This window comes from Kitasatospora sp. NBC_01266 (assembly GCF_036242395.1).
GTDB lineage: Bacteria > Actinomycetota > Actinomycetes > Streptomycetales > Streptomycetaceae > Kitasatospora.
On the sequence record NZ_CP108458.1, the window covers coordinates 6,413,648 to 6,435,725 of the forward strand.

Below are 22,078 nucleotides of genomic sequence, written 5' to 3' on the forward strand. Positions count from 1 at the left end.
CAATAGCCCCACGCGCGGTTCCCCGCCGTTCTAGACGTGGAACGGGACGGTGGTGACGACGATCTTCGGGAGGGGCCGTAGCGCTCTGCGCAGGCGGGGTGCGAGTCGGTTGTGCAGGAGTCGGTGGCGCCAGTGCCGTACGACGATCTCCGGGAGGACGACGGTCAGGGTGAGGTCCGGGCGCTGGTGATGGAGCGACTCGATGTAGTCGACCAGCGGTGCGACGATCGCGCGGTAAGGGGAGAGGAGGATCTTGAGTGGCAGGTGGTCGCCCCACAGGTCCCAGTACTCGCGGAAGCGTTGGGCCTCCTGCGCACTGGGGCTGATGTGCAGGGCGAGAACGGGCTGTCGGAGTGAGGCGGCGTAGGCGAGTGCGCGCATGCCGGCCAGGTCCAGCGCGGCGATCGGCACGATCAGCAGGGGGTGGATCTCCTCGGGAGTCTCCTCGCCCTCCGATTCCGCCGCGGTCGGGGACGGTGCCCGGGGTGCCGGGCCCGGTGCGGGTGCGTCGGCTGGTGTCGCGCCGTCCTGCGAGCGTGGCGGTGTGACGGTGTGACTGGGGATCTCGACGGCGTGGGGGTGCAGGGCGAGCGCGGCGGCGACCAGGTCGTAGTGGTGCCGGATCCTGTTCGCCACCAGGATGAACAGGCCCACGGTGAGTGCGGCGAACCAGGCGCCCTCGGTGAACTTGGTGATCGCGGCGGTGATCAGCACGATCGCCGAGAGCAGCGCGCCGACGGCGTTGAAGGTCAGGCTCTTGCGCCAGTGGCGGTCGCGCAGGCGCCACCAGTGCACGACCATGCCGGTCTGCGACAGCGTGAAGGCGAGGAAGACACCGACGGCGTACAGCGGGATCAGCGGTGCGGTCTTGCCGCCGAACGCCGCGTAGATCGCGCCCGCGGCGACCGAGAGCAGGACGATGCCGTTGCTGAAGGCCAGCCGGTCGCCCAGGCGCAGGAAGATCCGCGGTGCCTGGTTGTCGCGGGCCAACAGGTAGAGGACGCGCGGGAAGTCGTTGTAGGCGGTGTTGGCCGCCAGGAGCAGGATCGCGGCCGTGGCGGCCTGGGTGACGGCGTAGCCGAAGCCCGAGCCGAAGGTGCGGTGGGCGAGCTGTGACAGGACCGTCTCCTGTGCGTTGGGGACGACGCCGTCGAGGCGCACCAGCGCGACCGTGCCGGCGAAGAGCGCGATCAGCAGGCCGACCATCCACGTCAGGGTCGTGCGGGCGTTGCGCCATTCGATCGGCTGGAAGGCCGGCACCGCGTTGGAGATCGCCTCGATGCCGGTCATCGCCGTCGAGCCGGAGGCGAAGGCGCGCAGGATCAGGAGCACGCTGGCACCCTCGGTCGCCGTCAACTGCGGTGTCGGGGTCGGGTGGAACCCGCGCCCGGCCGCGTCGTACAGCCCGACGGCGACGAGGGCGAGGACGGCGAGGACGAAGGCGTACGTCGGTGCGGCGAACAGCGCGCCCGCCTGCCGCACACCGCGCAGGTTCCCGGCGAGCAGCACGGCGATCACGACGACGCCGATCGGCACGATGTCGCCTTGGAGCGAGGGGATCGCCGAGGTGACCGCCGCCATCCCGGAGGCGATCGAGACCGCGACCGTGAGGATGTAGTCGGTCATCAGGCCGGCGGCCGCCGCCAGTCCGGGAAGGCGGCCGAGGTTGGCGGTGGCGACGATGTACGAGCCGCCGCCGTGCGGATAGGCACGGATCGTCTGACGGTAGGACACTCCGACCGCGAGCATCAGGAACGCGATCGTCGCGGCGATCGGCACCGAGTAGCGCAAGCCGGCGGTGCCGGCGAGGACGAGGACGGCCAGCATCGCCTCCGGCCCGTAGGCGACCGAGGAGAGCGCGTCGGCGGAGAGCACCGGCAGTGCCACCAGCTTGCGCATCCGCTCGTGCGCGATCGCGGTGCTCCGCAGCGGAGCCCCGAGCAGCAGGTGCCGCACCTTGGCGGCGACCCGGCCGAGCCGAGACGTCCGGGTGTCCTCACTGGTCGTCTCGACCGCCGGCGGCTGCTCGCCGACCGTGGCCACCCGCACGAAACGACCGAAGCGCACCGGCTGAATCTCGGTAGCAGCCGGATAGCGACCGAGCTCCGGGTTCACGGGCAGCGCCCGGCGCCACTCCTGCGGATCCCCGGCCACCCGACCCCACTCACGGCCCACCCGGCGCAACACCCCGAGCTGCTCCTGGTCGAGTGTCGGCAACGAGGCGTCGGGACTGGGCGTGCCGCCCTCCCGAGCGCCGCCGTGGGCGTTCTCTGTATTCGGCACGCCACACAGTGTTACGCATGGCGTCCACCGGCGGGGCAAGGCGCACGCCGGGCCGTTGCACTCCGACCTCGCCGCCGCCGTCCGGCAGCGGCAGGAACATCCGTGTGCCGCCGGCCTGCGGGTGCTCGGCCGGGGAATCGTCGATGGGCGCCGGAATCTCCTGGATCATCCGGGACCGGATTTTGGCAGAAATCGAAAACGGGAATTACTGGCAGCACAATTCTTGCCCGGGATACGAATGCGGTTCGTGCGGAGTATGCTGGACTGTGCCGGAAGACTTACCGGCAGGGCGACTTCGAGGAGGTGCACATGAAACTCGGCAAGACAAGGTCGCTGATTCTGCGCCTCGTGACCGCGAGATTATCGCCCGGCTGTTCAGCGGGAAAGCAATAGAATTCTCACGTGGTCCGCGGAGAGCAGGGTCGGCCTCCTGCCCCGATCGGCGTTCACGCGGGTCGCAGGCCGTTTTCGCAGAGCTGCGGAGGCGGCCTTTTGGCGGGCCGGTCGACCTTCGGTCGGCTGTCGACGGGGTGATCCGAGGACGATCACCTGAGGCACAGTCATGGAATCTCCGGAGGAGGAGGTCTCCGTAGGTGTGGTGCCGGCGGATGGCGGTGCGGTGGCGCAGCAGTCGAACCGCGCGGTCGTGCTCGCCGGTGTCGATCAGGGCGCGGGCGAGCGTGTCCTGGACGATCTCGCGTTCCACCCGCACCCCGCCGATCCGCTCCACCCCCTCGCCCAGGCCGCTCAGGAGGTCCACCGCCGCCTGTGGGCGGCCTGCGGTGACCTCCGCCAGTGCCAGGGCCACGGGGGCCAGCACCTGGCAGCAGTCGGGCCGTTCGTCGTCGGCCGCCCGCCGGGCCAGGGCACGCAGATCGTCGGTGGCGGCCTCGACGGCCAGGGCCAGGTTGAAGGTGTGGAAGACCTCCGCCATCCCGCCCTCGGCCGCCAGCAGCGCGCGGACGTGCGCCAGGTCGCACCGGCGGGCCGGTGTCTGCCCGGCCAGCAGCAGCCGCCAGCTCGTAGGCCGCCTCCGCACGCCCCTGCTCCGCCCGGATCCAGGCCATCCGGCTCACCCATGTCCAGCTGTCCGGGCCGGCCAGCGCGTCCCGGTGGGCGACCGTCAGCTCCGCACGCAACGCGTCGTCGCTCAGGCCCGCGCCGGAGGCCAGCACCAGCAGTGCCCGCGCGCCGCCGAGTTGCGGCTGGTCGGCCACCCACTGCCGCAGGAGCGGCAGTGCGCGCCCGCTCAGGGCCGCGAGCTCCCGCACCGTGGGATCCGCCACCGACGCACCCGGCACCCCGGCAACCATCACCGCTCCACCTGTCTCAGCTGACGCCGGATCAACCGCTTCAGACGCTGGACATGAAAACGGCGGTGCGGATGATGCCGCTGTTGCCGCAGTGGTTGCGGGGCAGGGTCAACGGCAGCGCGGCATGGTTACCGCTGGCCGTGCCGCTGCCGGCGACAGTGCCGCCCGAGGCCTGCGCACCGCCCTGGTTGGTACAGGCGTTCGCGAACGTCGCGTTCCCGATGCCGACGATGTTGGCGTGCGCGGCCCCGGACGGGACGGGGCTGCCGTTTGGGTACGCAGCAGGCCTCAACCGCCTGCCGCGACCGGGGCGATGGACGTCACATGTTCCACAGGGTGGCGCTCGGCCTCGGCGCGGGACTGAAGTTGACGGGCGGCTGCCATTCTCCCGACTTGAAGAACCGCTCGACGGGTTCCATCCAGGCCCGGTAGTCGATGCCCTTCTTGTCCAGCCAGTCGTCGTTGTAGTACTCGGCGGTGTAGCGGGAGCCGGCGTCGCACAGCACGGTGGCGATCGTTCCCCGCTGACGGTTCGCCTGCATGCCGAGCAGGATCTGCACCGCGCCGAACAGACCGGTCCCGGTCGACGGCCCCGGTTCGATGCCCAGGTACTGCGCGGCCACCCGCATGGTGGCCACCGACGCCGCGTCGTGCACCCGGATCATCCGATTGACCAGTGGGAACAGGAAGGACGGCTCCATCCGCGGCCGGCCGATCCCCTCGATCCGCGAGCCCTTGTCGGTCGCCGTGCGGTCATGATCGCGCCAGCCAGGGAGGAACGCGGAGTTCTCCGGGTCGGTCGCACACACCCGCAGCTTGCGGTTGGTGTAGCGGGCGTAGCGGCCCACCGAGGTCACGGTGCCGCCGGTGCCCGCCCCCATCACGAACCAGTCCGGCTCCACCTCGCGGCACAGCTCAGGCGCCAAGCCGTGCTCGCTGCGCCAGTCGTAGGCCCGCTCGGCGTAGGTGAACTGGTCCATGAAGTGGCCGTTGCTCTGCTCCGCCTGCCGACGGGCGACCGTGACGAGGTCTTCCCCGGCCGTCGCCAGGATGACGTTTCCCTTGAGGTCCCTGACGGCTTGCTGCTTCTCCTCGGATGTGCCGCTCGGCATCACCGCGTTGAACTTGATGCCGAGTTCGTTGCTGTACCACGCTTCGGAGATGGCAGTGGAGCCGCTGGATGCCTCGAACACCGGGGTGCCGTCGCGCAGACACCCACTGGCGAGGGCGTTGGTGAACAACGCGTGGGCCAGGCGGTGCTTGTGACTGCCCGAGGGCTGCGCGGACTCGTTCTTGACGAACAGCTTCATCCCGTCGAGCGCGGCGGGCAGCGGGAACTCGATCAGGCGCGTCTTCTTGGGTTGGAGGCGCTGGTCGCGCAGCCGGCTGAGGCACTCGGTGACCCAGCCGCGGTCCTCCGGGTACAAGTCCGAGATGTCCTCCTCGCCTTCCCGAGGCGGCGTCGCCGTGCTCTTCGTCAGACTCATCAACAGCCTCCGCTAGTCATGGTCGGGTGCCGCCCACGGGGGACGGCGGCACCCGACCATGACTAGCAGTGCTGTGCGCGCGGGTGTGAAGCAGCACAGGTAGGACGTATACGTTTCACCCTGGTGGCGCAAGCCGGTTGACCGCCGATGCGACGGTGACACGGCGCGAGAGTCCCGACGTCCACCCAGTCAGATGATTTGTCTACGAAGCATCGGCTGAATCTGTCGCTTCTGTACGCGAATTGGGAAGGTGGAGGTGCGGTCGCGTGACGCGCGCACCGGGGGCGACACCCCCGCGGCAGAAGGAGACGGGAAGATGACGAACGACAACGAATCGTTCTCGAACAGCCTCGAGGAACTTCTCACGAAGATCGGGACGTGGTACCAGGACGACCACAAGGGGTTCAAGACCCTGTACGACTCGGCGGTCAGCCACGTGGTGCCGTACCCGGCCGACACCCCTGAACGAGTGCAGTGCGACTGGAAGAACCAGAAGATCGACTTCCTGTGCAAATGCCCTTCCCCGGCTACGACCCGCAGCAGACGCGCAAGCAGGGCAACGGCGACGCGGGTCTGCGGAAGGGGTGAACGCATTCCGCACGCGGGCGCGGTCCTGGTCGCGATGGGCCTGGTCCTGTCACCGGCCAGGACCGCGTCGCTGAAGCGGGAGATCGAGTTGCCGGGTCAGGTTGCCGACCAGCAGGGCCAGCCAGGACCGGACCGTGGCCGGGTCGAAGAGATCGGCGTCGTACTCGGCCAGGCCCTGCAGGCCGTCCGGGTCCGGGGTCAGGATGAGCAGCAGGTCGGCACGGGCGGAGGGGCCCGGGACGTCCGTCACCTCGGCGGTCAGATCGGGCAGCGCGAGCAGAGCGGGCGGGGTGCTCTGGATGGTGAGCTGGACCTGCGGGAACGCGGCGGGAAATGGCAGCCCGCGCTCGCGCAGCGGCTCCACCAGCAGGCCGAAGGGCACCGCGGCGTGGTCCAGGGCGGTGGCGACCGCGGTGGCGGCGCGGTCGACCAGTGCCCCGAAGCCGTCCGGAGCGGCGGTGCGCAGGCGGATCGGCAGGCTGTTGGTGAGCAGGCCGACCACCTGCTCGTCCGCCGGGCGGGTGCGGTTGGCGTTGGAGAGCAGGACCAGCGTCTCCGGTGCCCCGGTCAGTGAGCCGATCAGCTCGGCCAGCGCGGCCAGGAGCACGGCGGACGGGGTGGTGGAGCGGGCGGCCGCGTAGCGGCCGACCGCCTCGGTGAGGGCGGCCGGGAGCCGGAACCCGGCCGTGCCGCCGTGCCCGGAGCGCTGTTCGGGGCGCGTCCGGTCGGTGGGCAGCTCCACGGTGAGCGGCAGCCCGTCCAGCGTGTCGGCCCAGTGGGCGGTCGCTGCGCGGACGGCCTCTCGGGTGACCACGGTCCGCTCCCAGCAGGCGTGGTCGGTCATCCGGCCGGGGTCCCGCTCGGACGGGTACCCGTCCGGCCCGTACAGCGCGCCGAGGTCCGCCAGCACGGTGGCCAGCGACCAGCCGTCGATGGCGATGTGATGGAAGGTCAGCAGCAGCACCCACTCCTGGTCGGCCAGGCGCAGCAGTCGGGCGCGCAGCAGCGGGGCGGTGGCCAGGTCGAACGGGCGGCCGACCTCGACCCGGGCGGCTTCGGCGACCGCCGCCGCCCGGCTCTCGGGGGCGGTCCCGCGCAGGTCCTCGAACGGCAGCTCCACCGGGCGGTTCGGCTGCACCTGCTGGAGCAGACCGAGCTCGGTGGCCCGGTACCGGGTCCGCAGGCTCTCGTGACGCGCGGTCAGCGCGGTCAGCGCCTCGGCCAGCCGGCCCGGCACCAGCGGTCCGCGCAGGGCGATCCGCTGGGTGATGTTCCACACCGCCGGATCGACCGCCAGGCCGTGCCGCCGGTGCATCTGACGCTGCGCCACCCCCGCCGGGGCGGCGGCCACGGCGGCCCCCACGGCGGCCCCCGCCCCGGTCAGGGTGCTCAGCAGCCGGTCCCGGTGCGCCCGGACGAGCCCGGTCAGCTCCGCGTCCACGGCGCCGGGCGGGGCCAGGTAGCCGAGCCGGTCGCCGGTGGTGCGCAGCACGATCTCGCGCTCGTCGAGCAGAGTGACCAGGCGCTCCCAGCCGTCGGGCACGGCGTCCTCGGCCGCGGCATGCCCGGTCACAGCGCGCCCGGTCACAGCGTGCCCTCCTCGAAGGCCGGGGTCGGCTGGTCCTGGGGCTCGGGCCGGTGGGCGGCCATCGCGCGGATGGTCGGGCGGCGGAAGAAGTCCAGCACGCCGATCCGCAGCCCGGTCGCCTCCCGGACCCGGTTCAGCAGCCGGGTGGCGGCCAGCGAATGACCGCCGAGGTCGAAGAACGAGGTCTCCACTCCGGCGGGGCAGCCGAGTTCCCGCTCCCACAGCAGCTGCACGGTCCGCTCCAGCTCGGTGGCCGGCGCGGCTGCCTCCTGGTCCGCGCCCGGCGCCAGCGGCTCGGGCAGCGCGGCGGCGTCGAGCTTGCCGTGCGCGGTGAACGGCAGCGCCGCGACCGTGGCCCAGAGCGCGGGAACCATGTGGTGCGGGAGGAGGTCGGCGAGCTGGTCGCGGACCCGCGGCAGGTCGGCGGGCTCGCACTGCACGTACCCGGCCAGCACCGTGCCCGCCTCCGTCCGACGCGCCGTCACCGCCGCGCCGCGCACGCCCGGCACGGTCCGCAGCACGGCCTCGACCTCGCCCGGCTCGACCCGGTAGCCGCGCACCTTGACCTGGCGGTCGGCCCGGCCGAGGTACTCCAGGGTGCCGTCCGGCCGCCACCGGCCGAGGTCACCGGTGCGGTAGCGGCGGCCCTCGGGGGAGTCGGCGAAGGCGGCGGCGGTCTCCTGCGGGCGGCCCGGATAGCCCGTTCCGACCTGCAGGCCCAGCAGCTGGATCTCACCGACCGCGCCGACCGGGACCCGCCGCCCGGCGGGGTCCAGCAGCACGATCCGGCTGCCCGGCACCGGGCGGCCGATCGGGGCGTGGTCCGGGCCGTCGGGGGCGATCACCCCGGCCGTCACCGCGTGGGCCTCGGTCGGGCCGTAGTGGTTCACCAGCCGGCAACCGGGGTTGCGGGCCAGGAAGGCCCGCAGTCCGGCGGTGAGCAGCAGCTGCTCGCCGCCCTGGATCAGCTCCCGCAGGTCGGGCACCGGTTCCTCGCCGAACGCCTCCACCAGCGCGGCCAGCGGGGTGTAGGGCAGGTGCAGCCGTTCGGCCCGGGTGGCCCGGACCACGGCGGCCAGTGCCCGCACGTCGTAGCGGGTCTCCTCCTCGATCAGCAGCAGGGTGCCGCCGCCGGCCAGCGTGGTCAGCACCTCCTGGACGCTGACGTCGAAGCCGCAGGAGGCGTACTGCAGGGTGCGGGCCGCCGGGTGCTCGGCCACGTTCCAGGCCACCAGCGCGGCCAGGCCCTGCGTGTGCATCAGCACGCCCTTGGGGCGGCCGGTGGAGCCGGAGGTGTAGAGCAGGTAGGCGGGCGCCTCGGCCGAGGGGACCGGGAGCGCGGGCAGCTCGACCTTCGAGTCGGCGGTGCGGTTGGTGTCGGCGGGGGCGTCGGTCAGCACTGTCGGCAGGTCGAGGCCCATCAGGTCCGCGTCCGAGCGGGTGAGCAGCACGGCCGGCGCGCTGTCCGCGGCGATCAGCCGGCAGCGCTCGGGGCCCTGCAGCGGATCGATCGGCACATGGACGGCGCCCAGCCGCAGCACGGCCAGCAGCGCGGCCACCTGGTCGACCGAGCGCGGCAGCAGCACGCCGACCCGGTCGCCCTCGCGCACCCCGGCCGCCAGCAGCCGCCCGGCCAGCTCCGCCACCCGGGCCGCCAGCTCCTGGTAGTCGGTCGCGGTGCCGTCGGCGCCGAGTACCGCGACGGCCTGCGGCTGCTCGCTCGCCACCGCGGCCACCGCGGCCAGCGGATGGGCGGGCGGCTGCGCGAGCGCGGGTCCGCACTCCAGGGCGGCATCGGCCGGGCCGGCCGTCAACTCGGCCAGCGGGCGCGCCGGATCGGCCACCGCCGCGGCGAGCAGCAGCTCGAAGGCGTCGAACAGCCGGTCCACGGTGGCCCGGTCGAACAGCGCCTCGGCGTACTCCAGATGGCAGCGGATGCCGTCGGGCAGGTTGGTCAGGAAGAGCGTCAGGTCGAAGGCGGAGCGGTCCACCACCTCGTCCAGCGGACGGGCCGTCACCCCGGGCAGGTCCAGCTCGAAGACCGCGTGGTTCTCGAACTCCACCAGTACCTGGAAGAGCGGGTTGCGGCTGGTGTCGCGCTGCGGGTTCAGCTCCTGGACCAGGACCTCGAAGGGCAGCTCCTGGTGCTCGTAGGCGTCCAGCGCGGTGGCGCGCACCCGGTCCAGCGCCTCGGCGAAGGCCGGCTCCCCGGACAGGTCCAGCCGCAGCGCCAGCGAGTTGACGAAGAAGCCGACCAGCTCCTGCGTCTCCTCGGCGCGGTTGGCCACCGGGGTGCCAAGCACGATCTCGTCCTGCCCGGCGAACCGCTGCAGGACCCCGGCGAAGCCGGTCAGCAGCACCATGAACAGGGTCGAGCGCCGGGACCGGGCCAGTTCCCTGAGCTGGGCGGAGAGCTCCGCGGGCAGTCGGCGCACGAAGGCCCGGCCCCGGCCGTCCGGCACCGCCGGGCGCGGCCGGTCGGTCGGCAGCGCCAGCACCGGCAGCTCGCCGCCCAGCACCTTGCGCCAGTACGCCAGGCTGTCGGCGTAGCCGCCGGCGGCCACCTTCGCCCGCTCGCGGGCGGCCTCGGCGGCCGGGCCGGTGGCGAGCACCGGCAGGCGGGCGGCGCGCTGCTGCTGGGCGGCCCGGTACAGCTCGCCCAGCTCCCGGGTGATCACCACGGTGGACAGCGTGTCGATCACGATGTGGTGCATCGACAGCACCAGGACCCGCCGGTCGGCGGCGTGCTCCAGCAGCCGGGCCCGGAACAGCGGGCCCTCGGCGAGGTCGAAGCGGTGCGCACCCTCGGCGGCGACCAGCTCGGCCACCGCCGCCCCGGCGTCCCGACCGTGGGCCGCGACCCGCTCCAGCACCGGGCCGTCGGTGGGCGGCAGCAGCTCCTGGTACGGCTCGCCGTCCCGCTCCCGGAAGACGGTGCGCAGGGCGACATGGCGCTCGATCAGGCCGCGCAGCGCGGTGTCGAGCAGGTGCGGGTCGAGCGGGCCGTCCAGCTCGATGGCCTTGACCTCGTTGTACTGCCCGCAGTCGGGCAGCATCCGGTGCAGGAACCACATCCGCTGCTGGGCGTACGAGAGCGGGGCACCGCGCCGGGCGGCCCGGCGCAGCGCGTCGATCTGCGGCAGTCCGGCGGCCACCAGCTCGGGCGAGAGGCCGAAGTCGATGAAGCAGGCGATCTCGTCCGCGCCGGCCGCCCGCAGCTCGGAGAGCACCTGCTGGGTGCTGTCCGGCGTGCCGATCAGCGCGCGGGAGGCGCAGTAGCGCTCGTAGGCGCGCTCCAGCACGTACTCCAGGTCGTCCTCCTGGGCGTTCTGGTAGTCCAGGGTCAGGCCGAGGCTGTTGGCCATCTGGCCGAAGAGCGAGAGCGAGGAGCGCAGGTAGGTGCAGAACGGGCGGTAGGCCTGCTCGCGCGCGGTGGCCAGGTCGGTGCCCAGGTAGGTGTGGACCAGCACCACCACCCGGCCGGCCTCCGGGTCCAGGCCGTGCTCGGCCCGGGTGCGCCGGTAGAGCGCGATGTTCTCGGCCAGCTGCGGGATGTCCTGGGTCATCAGGTTGGTGATCACCCCGAGGTCGTGCCGGGCGGCCTCGCGGAAGCTGTCCGGGTTGCCGACGATCGCGGTGAACATCGGCGGCTGCTGCTGGAGCGGGCGCGGGTGCAGGGTCACCTCGATCGGCTCCCCGTTGCCGTTGCGGCCCTGGTAGGGCTCGCCGCGCCAGAGCGCCCGGACGGTGTCGATCTGCTGGTGCATCAGCTCCTTGTGGCTGCCGTAGCGCTCGGGGAAGAAGAGGAAGTCGTTGGGGTGCCAGCCGCTGGCGCAGCCGAGGCCCACCCGGCCGCCGGACAGGTTGTCCACCACCGACCACTCCTCGGCCACCCGCACCGGGTGGTGCAGCGGCAGCACGGCGCAGCCGGCGTTCAGCCGGATCCGCTCGGTCTCCCGGGCGAGGGCCGCGGCCAGCACCGAGGGGTTGGGGAAGATACCGCCGAAGGAGTGGAAGTGGCGCTCGGGCAGCCAGAGCGCGTGGAAGTCGTGCCGGTCGGCGAAGCGGGCGCTCTCCAGCACGATGCGGTACTTCTCGTCGTCCGGGGAGTCGAGCGGATAGTCGCCGAAGAAGTAGAGGCTGAAGTCCACCGGCCGCTGCGGGTCGCTGATCGGACGGTAGGACCGCGAGGCGGTGGCGCTCTCGGTGTCGGTGGCGCTGTCGGTGGCGGTGGTGCTCGCCAGGGCGGCGGCCTCGGGGGCGGCCGGGCGCGGGGCCGGCGGCCGGACGCCCGGCGAGGCCGGGAAGAAGCCGCCGCGCCGCAGGTCGCGCAGCGACTCGCGGACCGCGTCGATCACGAATTCCAGGTCGGCGTCGGTGTGGGCGGTGGAGAGGAAGAAGTTGCGCCACTCCCAGACGTAGACCCCGCGGGTCAGCAGGTGCGGGAAGAGCAGTTCCATGTCGGCCCGCGGCTCGAAGCGGAAGAGTGAGCCGAAGTGGGCCAGCCGCAGCGGGAACTCCTCCTCCTCGAAGAACCCGTTGAGGGCGCCGGCCAACTCCTCGGTGCGCGCGTTCAGCCGCTCCTGCAGGCCGGGGCCGGCCGCCTTGAGGTGACGCAGCACGGCGCCGGCGGCGGTCATCGCCAGCGGGTGCTGGATGTAGGTGCCGCCGAAGAAGGTGGTGTCCTTGGGCGGGTAGCTGTCGTCCCCGTACTCCCAGTGGCCGCCGTCGATCCCGTCCAGGATGTCGGCCCGCCCGGCGATCGCGCCGATCGGGTAGCCGCCGCCGAGCACCTTGCCGTAGGTGGACATGTCCGGGGTGACGCCCCAGAAGCCCTCGGCGCCGCGCAGGTGCGGCCGGAAGCCGGTGAGCATCTGGTCGAAGACCAGCACGATGCCGTGCCGGGTGGTCAGCTGGCGCAGCTCGCGGACGAACTCGGCGGGCTGGCGCCCCGGGTGGCGGCTCTGCACCGGTTCGACCAGTACGGCGGCGATCCGGTCGCCCAGTTCGTCGATCACCCGCAGGCTCTCCGGGTCGCCGTACCGCAGCACCACCAGGTCCGCGACCGCGCTGCCCGGGATGCCGATCGAGACCGGGACGGTCTCCCGGTCCGGGCCGTGGCCCAGGGTCCGGCCCAAGGTGTGGTCGAAGTGGCCGTGGTAGGAGCCCTCGAACATGACGATCTTGTCGCGCCCGGTGTACGCGCGGGCCAGCCGGATCGCGCCGGCGTTCGCCTCGGTGCCGGAGTTGGCGAACGCGACCCGCTCGGTGCCGGTCAGCTCGGCCAGCAGTTCGGCGGCCTCGCCGGTCTCCGGACCGCGCGGGCCGAGCCGCAGGCCGTGTGCCAGGTGCTCGCGGACGGCCTCGGAGACGAACTCCGGATCGTGGCCGAAGAGCAGCACGCCGAAGCCCATGGTGATGTCGACGTAGGAGTTGCCGTCGACGTCCTCCAGGCGGGCGCCGCGGGCCCGGCGGGCGGCGATCGGGTACAGCATCTCTTTGGTGGAGGAGCGGAAGCCGACCACGGCGCGGCTGTCCGCGAGGGTGCGGCGGTGGCGCCGGGTGACCTCCTTGGAGGCGGCGGTGCGGGCGGTGAAGCGGGCCACCAGCTCGTCCACGTGGGCGCGCTGCTCGGTGGTCAGCCCGCCGGCGGCCATGCCGGAGTCGCGGGAGACGCTCACCCGGGGGCCGTGCACCTGCGGGGCGGCGGGCGGCTGCTGGGCGGTGGGCGACTGGGGAGCGGCGGCCGCCGGGAGGGCGGCGGGGATGGCGGCGGGGGGCAGGGCGGCGGGGGTGGCCGGCTGGGGGAGGACGGGGGCGGTGCCGGCCAGCAGGCCGAGCTGATCGCGCATCAGGTCGGAGAACTGGCCGAGCAGGGTCAGCTGACGGTCGATCAGTGCGGTGCTGTCGCTCGCGGGGGCGAGCGCGGGCGGGGTGAGCGGCGCCGGAGCCTGGGTGGCGAGGGGCGCCGGGAGTGCCGGGAGCGCCGGGCGGGTGGCGGGCTCGGCGGCAGCCACCGCGGGGGCGGCCGGTTGGACGGGCGCGACCGCAGTCTCGACGGGTGCGGGCGCGACCGCGGGCTCGGCGGCCGGCAGCAGCGAAGCCAGCACCGCCGGCTCCAGCCGTCCGGCGATCAGCCCCGCCAGCCGGGCCGGCGTGTCCGCCGCCTCGAACAGCTCGCGCATCGACACCCGCACCTGGAACGCCCGCTCCAGGTCGCGGATCATGTTGATCATCGAGAGGGAGTCGGCACCGAGGTCGAAGAAGGCCTCCTCCGGGTTGACCGACGCCTCGTCGTAACCCAGCTGACGAGCGGTCTGCTCGACCACCCGGCGCAGCACCGCCTGCTCGGCGATCTGCTCCGGGCCCGCTGCGGCGGCCGCTTCGGGCGTGGTCTGCTGGGGCGGTTCCTGGGGCATGGCGGCGTCCTCGGTGGTAGGCCGGGCGGGTGCGGTGAACCAGTGGCGGCGGCGCTGGAAGGCGGTGGTGGGCAGCGGCACGCGGCGGGCCGGACCGTCCGGCCAGGCACGGGCGGCGGCGAAGCGGGTCCAGTCGAGCGGGACGCCGTGCGCCCACAGCGTGGCGGCCGCGGTGTCGAACTGCTGCTCCGGGGAGGCACCGCGCCGAGCGCCGGCCACGAAGTGACGGTGCGGCAGCTCGCGGCGGCCCAGCCCGGTCAGGGTCCGGTGCGGGCCGATCTCCAGGAAGAGCTCGTGGCCCAGCTCGTCCATGGCGGTCAGCACCTGGTCGAACCGGGCGGTCTCGCGGGTCTGCCGGACGAAGTGCTCGGGCGTCGGCACGGTGCCCGGCGCCAGCACCGCACCGCCGAGGTTGCTGACCAGCGGCACGGTCAGCGGCCGGAAGCGCAGCCGGGACAGCTGGTCGCGGAAGGCGTCGAGCATCGGGGTGAGCAGCCGGGAGTGGAACGCCCGGTCGGCGGCCAGCCGCTCGGTGGTCACCCCGTCGGCGGCCAGCACCGCCTCCGCTGCCGCGACGTCGCGCGGCGAGCCGGCCAGCACGCACTGGCCCGCGCCGTTGACCACGGCGAGTTCCACCCCGGGCAGCCAGTCGGCCAGTTCGGCCAGCCGGTCGGCGCCGACCAGGACCGCGGTCATCGCGCCCGGCTCGGTGGCGCGGTGCATCAGCCGGCCGCGCAGGGCGGTGAGGAACATCCCGTCGGCCAGGTCGAGTGCGCCGGCGGCGTGGAAGGCCGCGTACTCGCCGGCGCTGTGCCCGGCGACCGCGGCCGGCCGCACTCCGAGCTCCTGCCAGAGCCGCAGGTAGGCCGCCTGGACCGCGAAGAGCGCGGGCTGCGCCGCTTCGGTGGTCCAACTGTCGTCGGCGCCCTGCGGCACGGCGTCGAGCAGCAGCGGCAGCAGCGGCTCGCCCCAGGTCTCCCGGTGCAGCCGGTCGCACTCGTCCAGCACGGCGCGGAAGACCGGGAAGGCCTGGTAGAGCTCGGCGGCCATGCCCCGGTACTGGGCGCCCTGGCCGGTGAGGAGCAGCACCGGCAGCAGCTCGCCGCGCCCGGCCTCGCGGCGGACCCGCCCGGCGCCGACGGGCCGGCCGGCCAGGTGGTCGTCCAGGCCCTGGAGCAGCGCGGCGCGGTCGGGGCCGGTGACGGCGAGCCGGTGGCGCAGCGCGCGGCGGCCGCCGCCGAGCGAGAGCGGGAGGTCGCCGGGCGCGAGGGCGGGGTCGGCGGCCAGGCGCTCGCGGACCGCGGCGGCCAGCCCGGTCAGCGCTTCCTCGGTACGGGCGGACAGCGGCAGCACGGTCGGTGCGTCGTCCCGAGCGAGCCGGCCGGTCGCCTCCGGTGCCTGCTCCAGCACCACATGGGCATTGGTCCCGCCGACGCCGAGCGCGCTCACCCCCGCCCGGCGCGGGGTGGCACCGGCGGGCCAGGCCCGGCCCTCGGCCGAGAGTCGGAAGGGGCTGCCGGCCAGGGCGAGCGCGGGGTTCGGCCGGGTGAGGTTCAGCAGCGGCGGGACGGTGCCGTGCCGCAGCACCAGCAGCGCCTTGATCAGCCCCGCCATCCCCGAACAGGTGTCCAGGTGGCCGATGTTGGGCTTGACCGAGCCGAGCGCGCAGAACTCGGCGGCCGTGGTCCGGGCCCGGAACGCCTGGGTCAGCGCCTGCACCTCGATCGGGTCGCCGAGCGGGGTGCCGGTGCCGTGCGCCTCCAGGTAGCCGATGCTCTCGGCCGGCACCCCCGCGAGGTCCAGCGCCCGGCCGACCACCGCCGCCTGCCCGTCCACGCTGGGCGCGGTGTAGCCGACCTTGCGCCCGCCGTCGTTGTTGACCGCCGAGGCGAGGACCACCCCGTGCACGGTGTCGCCGTCTGCCAGCGCCCGGTCCAGGCGCTTGAGCAGCACGGCCGCGACGCCGTTGCCGCCGACCGTGCCGGCGGCCTGCTCGTCGAAGGCGCGGCAGGAGCCGTCGGGGGAGAGGATCGAGCCCTCCTGGTAGCGGTAGCCGGCGGCCTGCGGGATGTGCAGGGCGGCGGCACCGGCCAGGGCCAGGTCGCAGTCGCCGGACAGCAGCGACTGCACCGCCAGGTGCACCGCCACCAGCGAGGTGGAGCAGGCCGTCTGCACGCCGACCGCCGGACCGGTCAGGCCCAACCGGTACGCGACCCGGGTGGCGGCGAAGTCCGCCTGGTTGCCGATCGCGGTCTGCAGCGCGGCCACCGGCTCGGCCGGGTCGGCGGTCGCGGCGAGGGTGTGCTGGTAGTAGTTCCGCAGCGCGTACAGGGTCATCCCGGTGCCGGCGAACACGCCGACCCGGCGCGCCGGGTCGGGGGCGCCGTACCCGCCGTCCTCCAGGGTCTGCTGGCAGATCTCCAGCAGCAGTCGCTGCTGAGGGTCCATCAGCGCCGCCTCGGCGCCGCTGATGCCGAAGGCCTCGGCGTCGAAGTGGTCGATGTCCGGGAGCGCGCCGGTGACCGGGACGAAGTCGGGGTGCCGGTACTCCTCGGGACGCAGGCCGGCCGCCGCCAGCTCCGCCTCGGTGAACCGGGTGGTGCTGCAGACTCCGTCGACGATGTTCTGCCAGTACTGCTCGGGCGTGTCGGCGCCGGGGAAGCGCAGCGCGAGGCCGACGACGGCGATTCGCCGGTCCGCGCCCGGCGTGCTCGGTGCGCCCGCTGTGCCCGGTGCGGCAGGGTGCTCGGTCGACGTGGCGGTGCCCGCGGGGGACGGCGGGGCGCCGGCGGCGGCCGCGCCCAGGTGGGCGATCAGGGCGTCCACCGTGGGGTGGCGGAACAGCTCGGTGGGCGCCGGCGGACTCGGCAGAGCGGCGTTCAGTGCGCCGTGCACCCGCATCAACTGCAGGGAGCCGATGCCGAGTTCGGTAAACGGTAGACCCGGGTCCAGCGGTCCGTCGAGGACCGACTCGAAGGCGTCCAGCACCAGGCGGCGCAGTTCGGCGGTGGCGGGCCCGGTCGGCGCGGCGGCCGTGGCGCGCGGCGTGCCGACCGGCGGCGGCACGGCCTGCTCGAGGACCGGGCGAGGTGCGGTGGCGAGCAGCCGGCGGCGAGCGGCCGGGGCGGCCGGGTCCGGGCCGGCGTACCGGCGGCCCGGCGCGGCGGCCAGCAGCAGCGAGGCCAGCCGGCGGCCCTGTGCGGCGGTCAGCACCGCGATGCCCTGCTCGGCGGCCGCCCGCTCGTGCGCCGCGCCGCGGTTCATGCCGACCTCGCTCCACAGGCCCCAGGAGATGGTCCAGGCCGGGGCCCCGGTCTCCCGGTGCAGCCGCTCGGCGGCGCTCTCCAGATAGCGGTTGGCGGCGGCGTAGGCGGCGGAGCCGACCGCATCCTGCAGGCCGATCATCGAGGAGAAGCCGACGAACTGCGCGCCCGGGCGCTGCCGGACCAGCTCGATCAGGTTGTCGGTGCCCTCGGTCTTGGCGTGGACCGCCGCGCGCCAGTCGTCCGTGCCGGTGTCGCAGAGCATGGCGATGCGGTAGCTGCCTGCCAGGTGGAGCACCCCGTCCAGCGGGGCCTGCCAGTCGCGTTCGGCCTCGGTGACCACTGCGGCGAGTCGCTGACGGTCCGTCACATCGGCCTGGCGGTAGTCCACCTGGCCGCCGTAGGAGGCCAGCCGGCGCAGCGCGGCCCGGCGTTCGGCCGCCTCGGCGGTCGGCGCGTCCGGGTCGGTCCGGCCGACGATCAGCAGCCGGCAGCCGTGGTCGCGCAGCAGTCCGGGCAGCAACTCGGCGGCGACGCCGCCGAGGCCGCCGGTGACCAGGTAGCGCGCGCCGGGGGTGAGCAGCGAACAGCCCTCGGCGGTGGGAGCGGTGGGAGCGGTGGAAGCGTTAGGAACGGCGGAAGCGGCGGACGTGGCGTGACCGGCGGACGGCTCGGGCGGAGCCAGCCGGGGGACCCATGGGCGGCCCGCGCGCCATGCGGTCTCCGGCTCGGGTCGGGGCTCGGACAGCAGCGCCGACAGGGCCGCCGCCTGCTCGGTGACCGGTGCGCCACCCGGCAGGTCGAGGTGCCGGGCGCGCGCGACCAGTTGCTCGACCCGCGCCCCGGCGGTCAGCGCCGCCGTCAACGCGGCACGCGGCTGCGGGAGTTCACCGGCCCGAACGGCATGCAGACCGGCGCTCACGGTGACCAGCTCGAGGCCGTCCGCCCGACCGGCCGTCAGCTCGGACAGCGCCCGCAGCAGGGCCAGCAGTGCCTCGTCGTGGCGCCCGGCCGGCCCGTCGCTCGTGGCGCTCCACAGGTAGACCACCTGCTTCGGCAGGCCGTCGATCGGCGTGTCGGCTCCCAGTACCGCCCGCCACTCGCGCGGGTCGGCGGTCGGCGGCGCGGCTACCACCAGGGCCTGCGGCAGCACCGCGCCCACTGCCTCGGCCAACGTGCCGGGGCCGGCGGGACCGAGCAGCAGGATGCCCGAACCCGGCTGTGCGCCGTCGGCCGGGACAGCGGGGGAGGCCGGCACCGGACGGGGCTCCCAGACGAGCTCGCGCACGCAGTCCGGCAGCGTCCTGGAGTTCGCCTCGGCCAGGTCCAGGGCGACGAGCTGTTCGTCGAGCCCGCCGTCGAGCAGCCGGCCGCGCAGCGCGGTGCGTTGGATCTTGCCGCTGGTGGTGCGCGGGAACTCGGCGAGCGGGATCGGCAGCAGCAGCGCGGGAGCGGGCTGTCGGCGGGCGGCGAGCAGCTCGCGCACCTCGGCGGTGACCGGCGGGGCGGGCGCGTCCGGATCGCTCGGGACGTAGCAGATCACCAACTGCTCGGTGCCGGTGCGTTCGTCCGGCACCCCGAAGGCCGCGACATGCCCGGAGCGGACACCCTCGACGGTGGCGACCACGTCCTCCAGCTCGTGGCAGAAGTAGTGCACGCCGTTGACGATGATGATCTCCTTGCGGCGGCCGGTGAGCACCACCTCGCCGTCGGCCAGGTAGGCCAGGTCGCCGGTGTCGAACCACCCTTCGCCGACGAAGGCCTCCTGGTTCGCCGCCGGGTTGTTCAGGTAACCCGGGGTCACCCGGCCGGAGTTGACCTGGAGCCGGCCACTCTGGTGCTCGGGCAGCACCCGGCCGGTGTCGTCCGTCACCCGCAGCCGGGCGCCCGGCGCGGGCCGTCCCATGCTGAGGAACGCGGTGCCGCGCTCGCCGGTCGCCGGATCAACCGGCTCCAGCCGGCCGGTCAACGAGGCGGTCCGCACCAACTGGCGTGCGCCCGGCTCGTGGTAGCGCTTGTAGGTGATCACGGTGCAGGTCTCGGCCATGCCCCAGGCCAGCAGCAGGTGGTCCGGGCGGACCCCGAACGGGGCGGTGGCGGCCAGGAACTCCTCGAGCACCGCCTCGGTGCACTGCTCCCCGGCGTTGATCAGCGACTTGAGCGCCGACAGGTCCCAGTGCCGCCCGGGCCCGGCCGCCCGGACCGCCTCGGCGACCAGTCGGAAGCCGAAGTTGGGCGACCAGGAGTGTGCCGCCCGGTACCGCTCCAGGGTGTCCAGCCAGCGCAGCGGGTCGGCAAGGACCAGCTCGGTGGGTAACTGCACCTGGTCGGCGGCCAGCACCACGTCGCGCAGATGGAACATCAGCAGTCCGGCGACATGGTCCAGCGGCAGCCAGTTCACCGTGGTGTCCCCGGGTGCTGTGCCCTGCGCGACGGCGCCCGCCACGTACTCCAGGATGCCGCGGTGAGTGATCTGCACCGCCTTGGACCGGCCGGTGCTGCCGGAGGAGAGCTGCAGGATCGCCACCTCGCCGGGGTCCGCGGCGTGCTCGGTGGCGGGGGTGGGTGCGGGGGTGGCGCCGGCCGGGCGGTCGACGGCGATCACCCGCAGGCCGGGTGCCGGGTAGAGCTCCCCGAGACGGGCCAGCCCCGGTACCGCCGCGCCGGAGGCGAGCACCGGCGGCTCGGCCAGGGTCTGCCAGGCGTGCCAGAGCTTCTCCAGCACCGGGTTGCGCTGCCGGTAGTCCGGCGGACGGGCCACCGTGACCGGTTGCAGCCCACCGAGCAGGCAGGCCCACAGGGTGGGGAAGTAGTGCTCCGGCTCCGGGACTTGGAGGATCACCCGGTCACCGGCCCGCAGCCCGGCGGTGGACAGCTCGGCGAGTACGCCGCGGGCCCGGGCGAGCAGCTGAGGGTAGGTCAGCAGGATGTCGCCGCCGTCCGGCCGGACCAGGTGGAGGCCGCGCTCGGGGTGGCGGGCGGCGGCGTGCCGCAGTGCCTCGGCCAGCGTCCGGGGCGCGTTTGGCGCCGGAGCGGGCAGTGCGGCGCCGACCGTCTCCGCGCCGGCACCCTCGGGCACGGTCGGGGACTCCGGTGCGGTGGCGGGCCCGACGGTCGTCACACTGTCGCCGAACGGCCGCCAGTGCGGGGTGAGTTCCCGCAGGTGGCGGCGGGCGGGGCCGGGCGCGGCCGGTGGGCGGTCGACCGCGGCGGCCAGGGCGGCCGGGTCGGGCTCGCCCTCGGGCGTGCGGGCGATGCCGTCCAGCAGGTGCAGTTCCGTGCTCGGGTCGACGTCCAGCAGGGCCGCGGCGGCCTGGCGGCGCAGCGCGGCGAAGTCGCCGGCGGCGGCGGGCACCAGGAAGGCCCGCAGCCCGGGGCGGCCGTCCGCACGCACGACGGGCAGCAGTGCGCAGTCGGCGAGCTCGGGGCGCAGCAGCAGCCGGGCCTCCAGGGTGCGCAGCCGGCTCGGGTCGAGTGCGGTGGAGCTCATCAGGTTCGGCACCTTCCGGATCGGTGCGGGGCGCGGTTGTGGTCGCGCCGGGCAGGGACAGGTGAGGTCGTCGGGTGTGGCCCCCGCGGCGTCCAGCTGGCGGCGTGTCGGATCTCGCCCACGGGTGCTGTCAGTGCTCAGTGCTCAGCGGTCAGCGGTCAGCGGTCAGCGGTCGGCGGTCAGCGGTCAGCGGAACGGTGATCAGGGGTCAGTGGGCAGGCGCGGGTCAGCGCCGGCGGGCGCGGGTGACCAGTAGCAGGAAGCAGAGCGCGAGCCCGATCGGGACCGCGTGCGAGACGCCGACCACGGTCAGCGGGCTGAAGACCGCCAGCAGTGCGGCGCTGAGCAGCATCCCGCTGCCCATGCCGACGCTCTCGGCGGTCGCCAGCAAGCCGAAGGCCTGGCCGCGGTGCTCGTCGGCCAGTGACTGGATCCGGGTGGTGTAGGAGATCTCGGTGAAGCCGTCGCCGAGTCCGGCGCCGATCGCGACCAGCAGGAAGAGCGGAGTGGGCAGCCCGGTGAAGACGAGGATGAAGCAGCTGGACATCAGGCAGGTGCCCAGTGCGAAGGCGCGCTCGCCGGGTTCGATGCCGCGGCGCAGCAGCACCCGGCTGACCAACTGCTGGGCGCCGAGGTTGCCGACCGCCCAGGTGGCCCAGAACATGCCCAGCACGGCGGCCGGGTTGCCGGGGGAGGAGTGGTTGGCGAAGACCGGCAGGCTGATGTTGTGCGCGGCCGAGCCGAAGGCGTCCACCAACCGGATGGCCACCATGGCGCCGACCACCGGCGCTGCCCGCAGCACGGCCAGCGCCTGCCAGCGGCCGGCCGCGCCGTTCCGGCGCCGCCCCGAGGTCTTGCCCGCGTCCCCCGTGTCCCCCGCGTCGCCCGGCCGCTCGGCCCGCGTGGGCAGCGGCAGCCGGAGCACCACCGCCGCGAAGACCACGAAGCTCGCCGCGTCGGTGAGCAGGGCCGCGCGGAACCCGGCCCAGGCCACCAGCACGCCGGCGGAGGCGAAACCGAGCACCATGGCGGTCGAACGGCCGGTCGCCAGAAGGCTGTTGGCCCGGGCCCGGCGCTGCGCGCCGACCATCTCGGGGATGCTGGTGCGGAACGCGACCGCAGACACCGCGGCAGCTCCGCCGAGGACCAGGGCCAGCGGGTAGAGCACGGGGATGCGGGCCGGTGCGGGTGCCAGCGCCACCACCACCAGCGCCAGGGCCTGGGCCAGGGCGCAGCCCGTCATCAGCCGCCGCCGGTCCAGGCGGGCGACCAGTGAGCCGGCCACCAGTCCACCGCCGAAGCCGCCGGCCAGCCGCAGGATCAAGTACCCGGCTGTGCCAAGGGCGTTGCCGGATGCCTGGTAGGCGAAGAGGCTCAGTGCCACCAGGTCGAGCTGGCTGCCGTAGGTGGACAGCGCATCGCCCACGGCCAGCCGGTAGAACGCCCGGGGCATCGTGGCCGCCGTGAGCGGTGGGGCGTGCTGCGCGGTGTTCGGCATTGCTCCCCCCGCTCGCCATGTGACAGTTCAGTGTGACATTGCACAGCAACTCTAAGGGGCTACCTGACGGTAGATCAATATCCTTCCGGCCGACGCTCCGTGCTCCGTCCGCGCTCCGTCCGTACTCGCCGTAACGGCTTGACGGGGGC

At 74.0% G+C, this 22,078-nt stretch carries 6 protein-coding genes; all 6 read right to left on the bottom strand.

The genetic code is table 11. The annotated features are described in order from the left end of the window. Positions 1-30: 30 nt before the first annotated feature. Positions 31-1,899 (bottom strand): APC family permease, encoded by a 1,869-nt coding sequence (locus tag OG403_RS27790; protein WP_329572609.1) that lies wholly within the window; start codon positions 1,897-1,899, stop codon positions 31-33. 1,737 nt (positions 1,900-3,636) lie between these two features. Continuing rightward, entirely contained in the window at positions 3,637-3,888 is a 252-nt protein-coding gene (locus tag OG403_RS27795) for a chaplin family protein (RefSeq protein ID WP_329568990.1), read from the bottom strand. A 28-nt stretch (positions 3,889-3,916) separates the two neighbouring features. Next, positions 3,917-5,083 carry a PLP-dependent cysteine synthase family protein gene (locus OG403_RS27800; protein ID WP_329568992.1) on the bottom strand — a complete coding sequence of 389 codons (1,167 nt, stop codon included), beginning with the start codon at positions 5,081-5,083 and terminating at the stop codon, positions 3,917-3,919. 637 nt (positions 5,084-5,720) lie between these two features. Further along, positions 5,721-7,259, bottom strand: coding sequence for a condensation domain-containing protein (locus OG403_RS27805; protein WP_329568993.1), 1,539 nt, complete (start codon positions 7,257-7,259; stop codon positions 5,721-5,723). After that, on the bottom strand, positions 7,256-20,431 hold the full coding sequence (locus tag OG403_RS27810) for a non-ribosomal peptide synthetase/type I polyketide synthase (RefSeq protein WP_329568995.1): 13,176 nt from the start codon (positions 20,429-20,431) through the stop codon (positions 7,256-7,258). The genes OG403_RS27805 and OG403_RS27810 overlap by 4 nt, the downstream gene beginning before the upstream one ends. Positions 20,432-20,657: 226 nt before the next feature. Beyond that, complete coding sequence (locus OG403_RS27815; RefSeq protein ID WP_329568997.1) at positions 20,658-21,929, bottom strand: MFS transporter; 1,272 nt, start codon at positions 21,927-21,929, stop codon at positions 20,658-20,660. Positions 21,930-22,078: the final 149 nt, after the last annotated feature.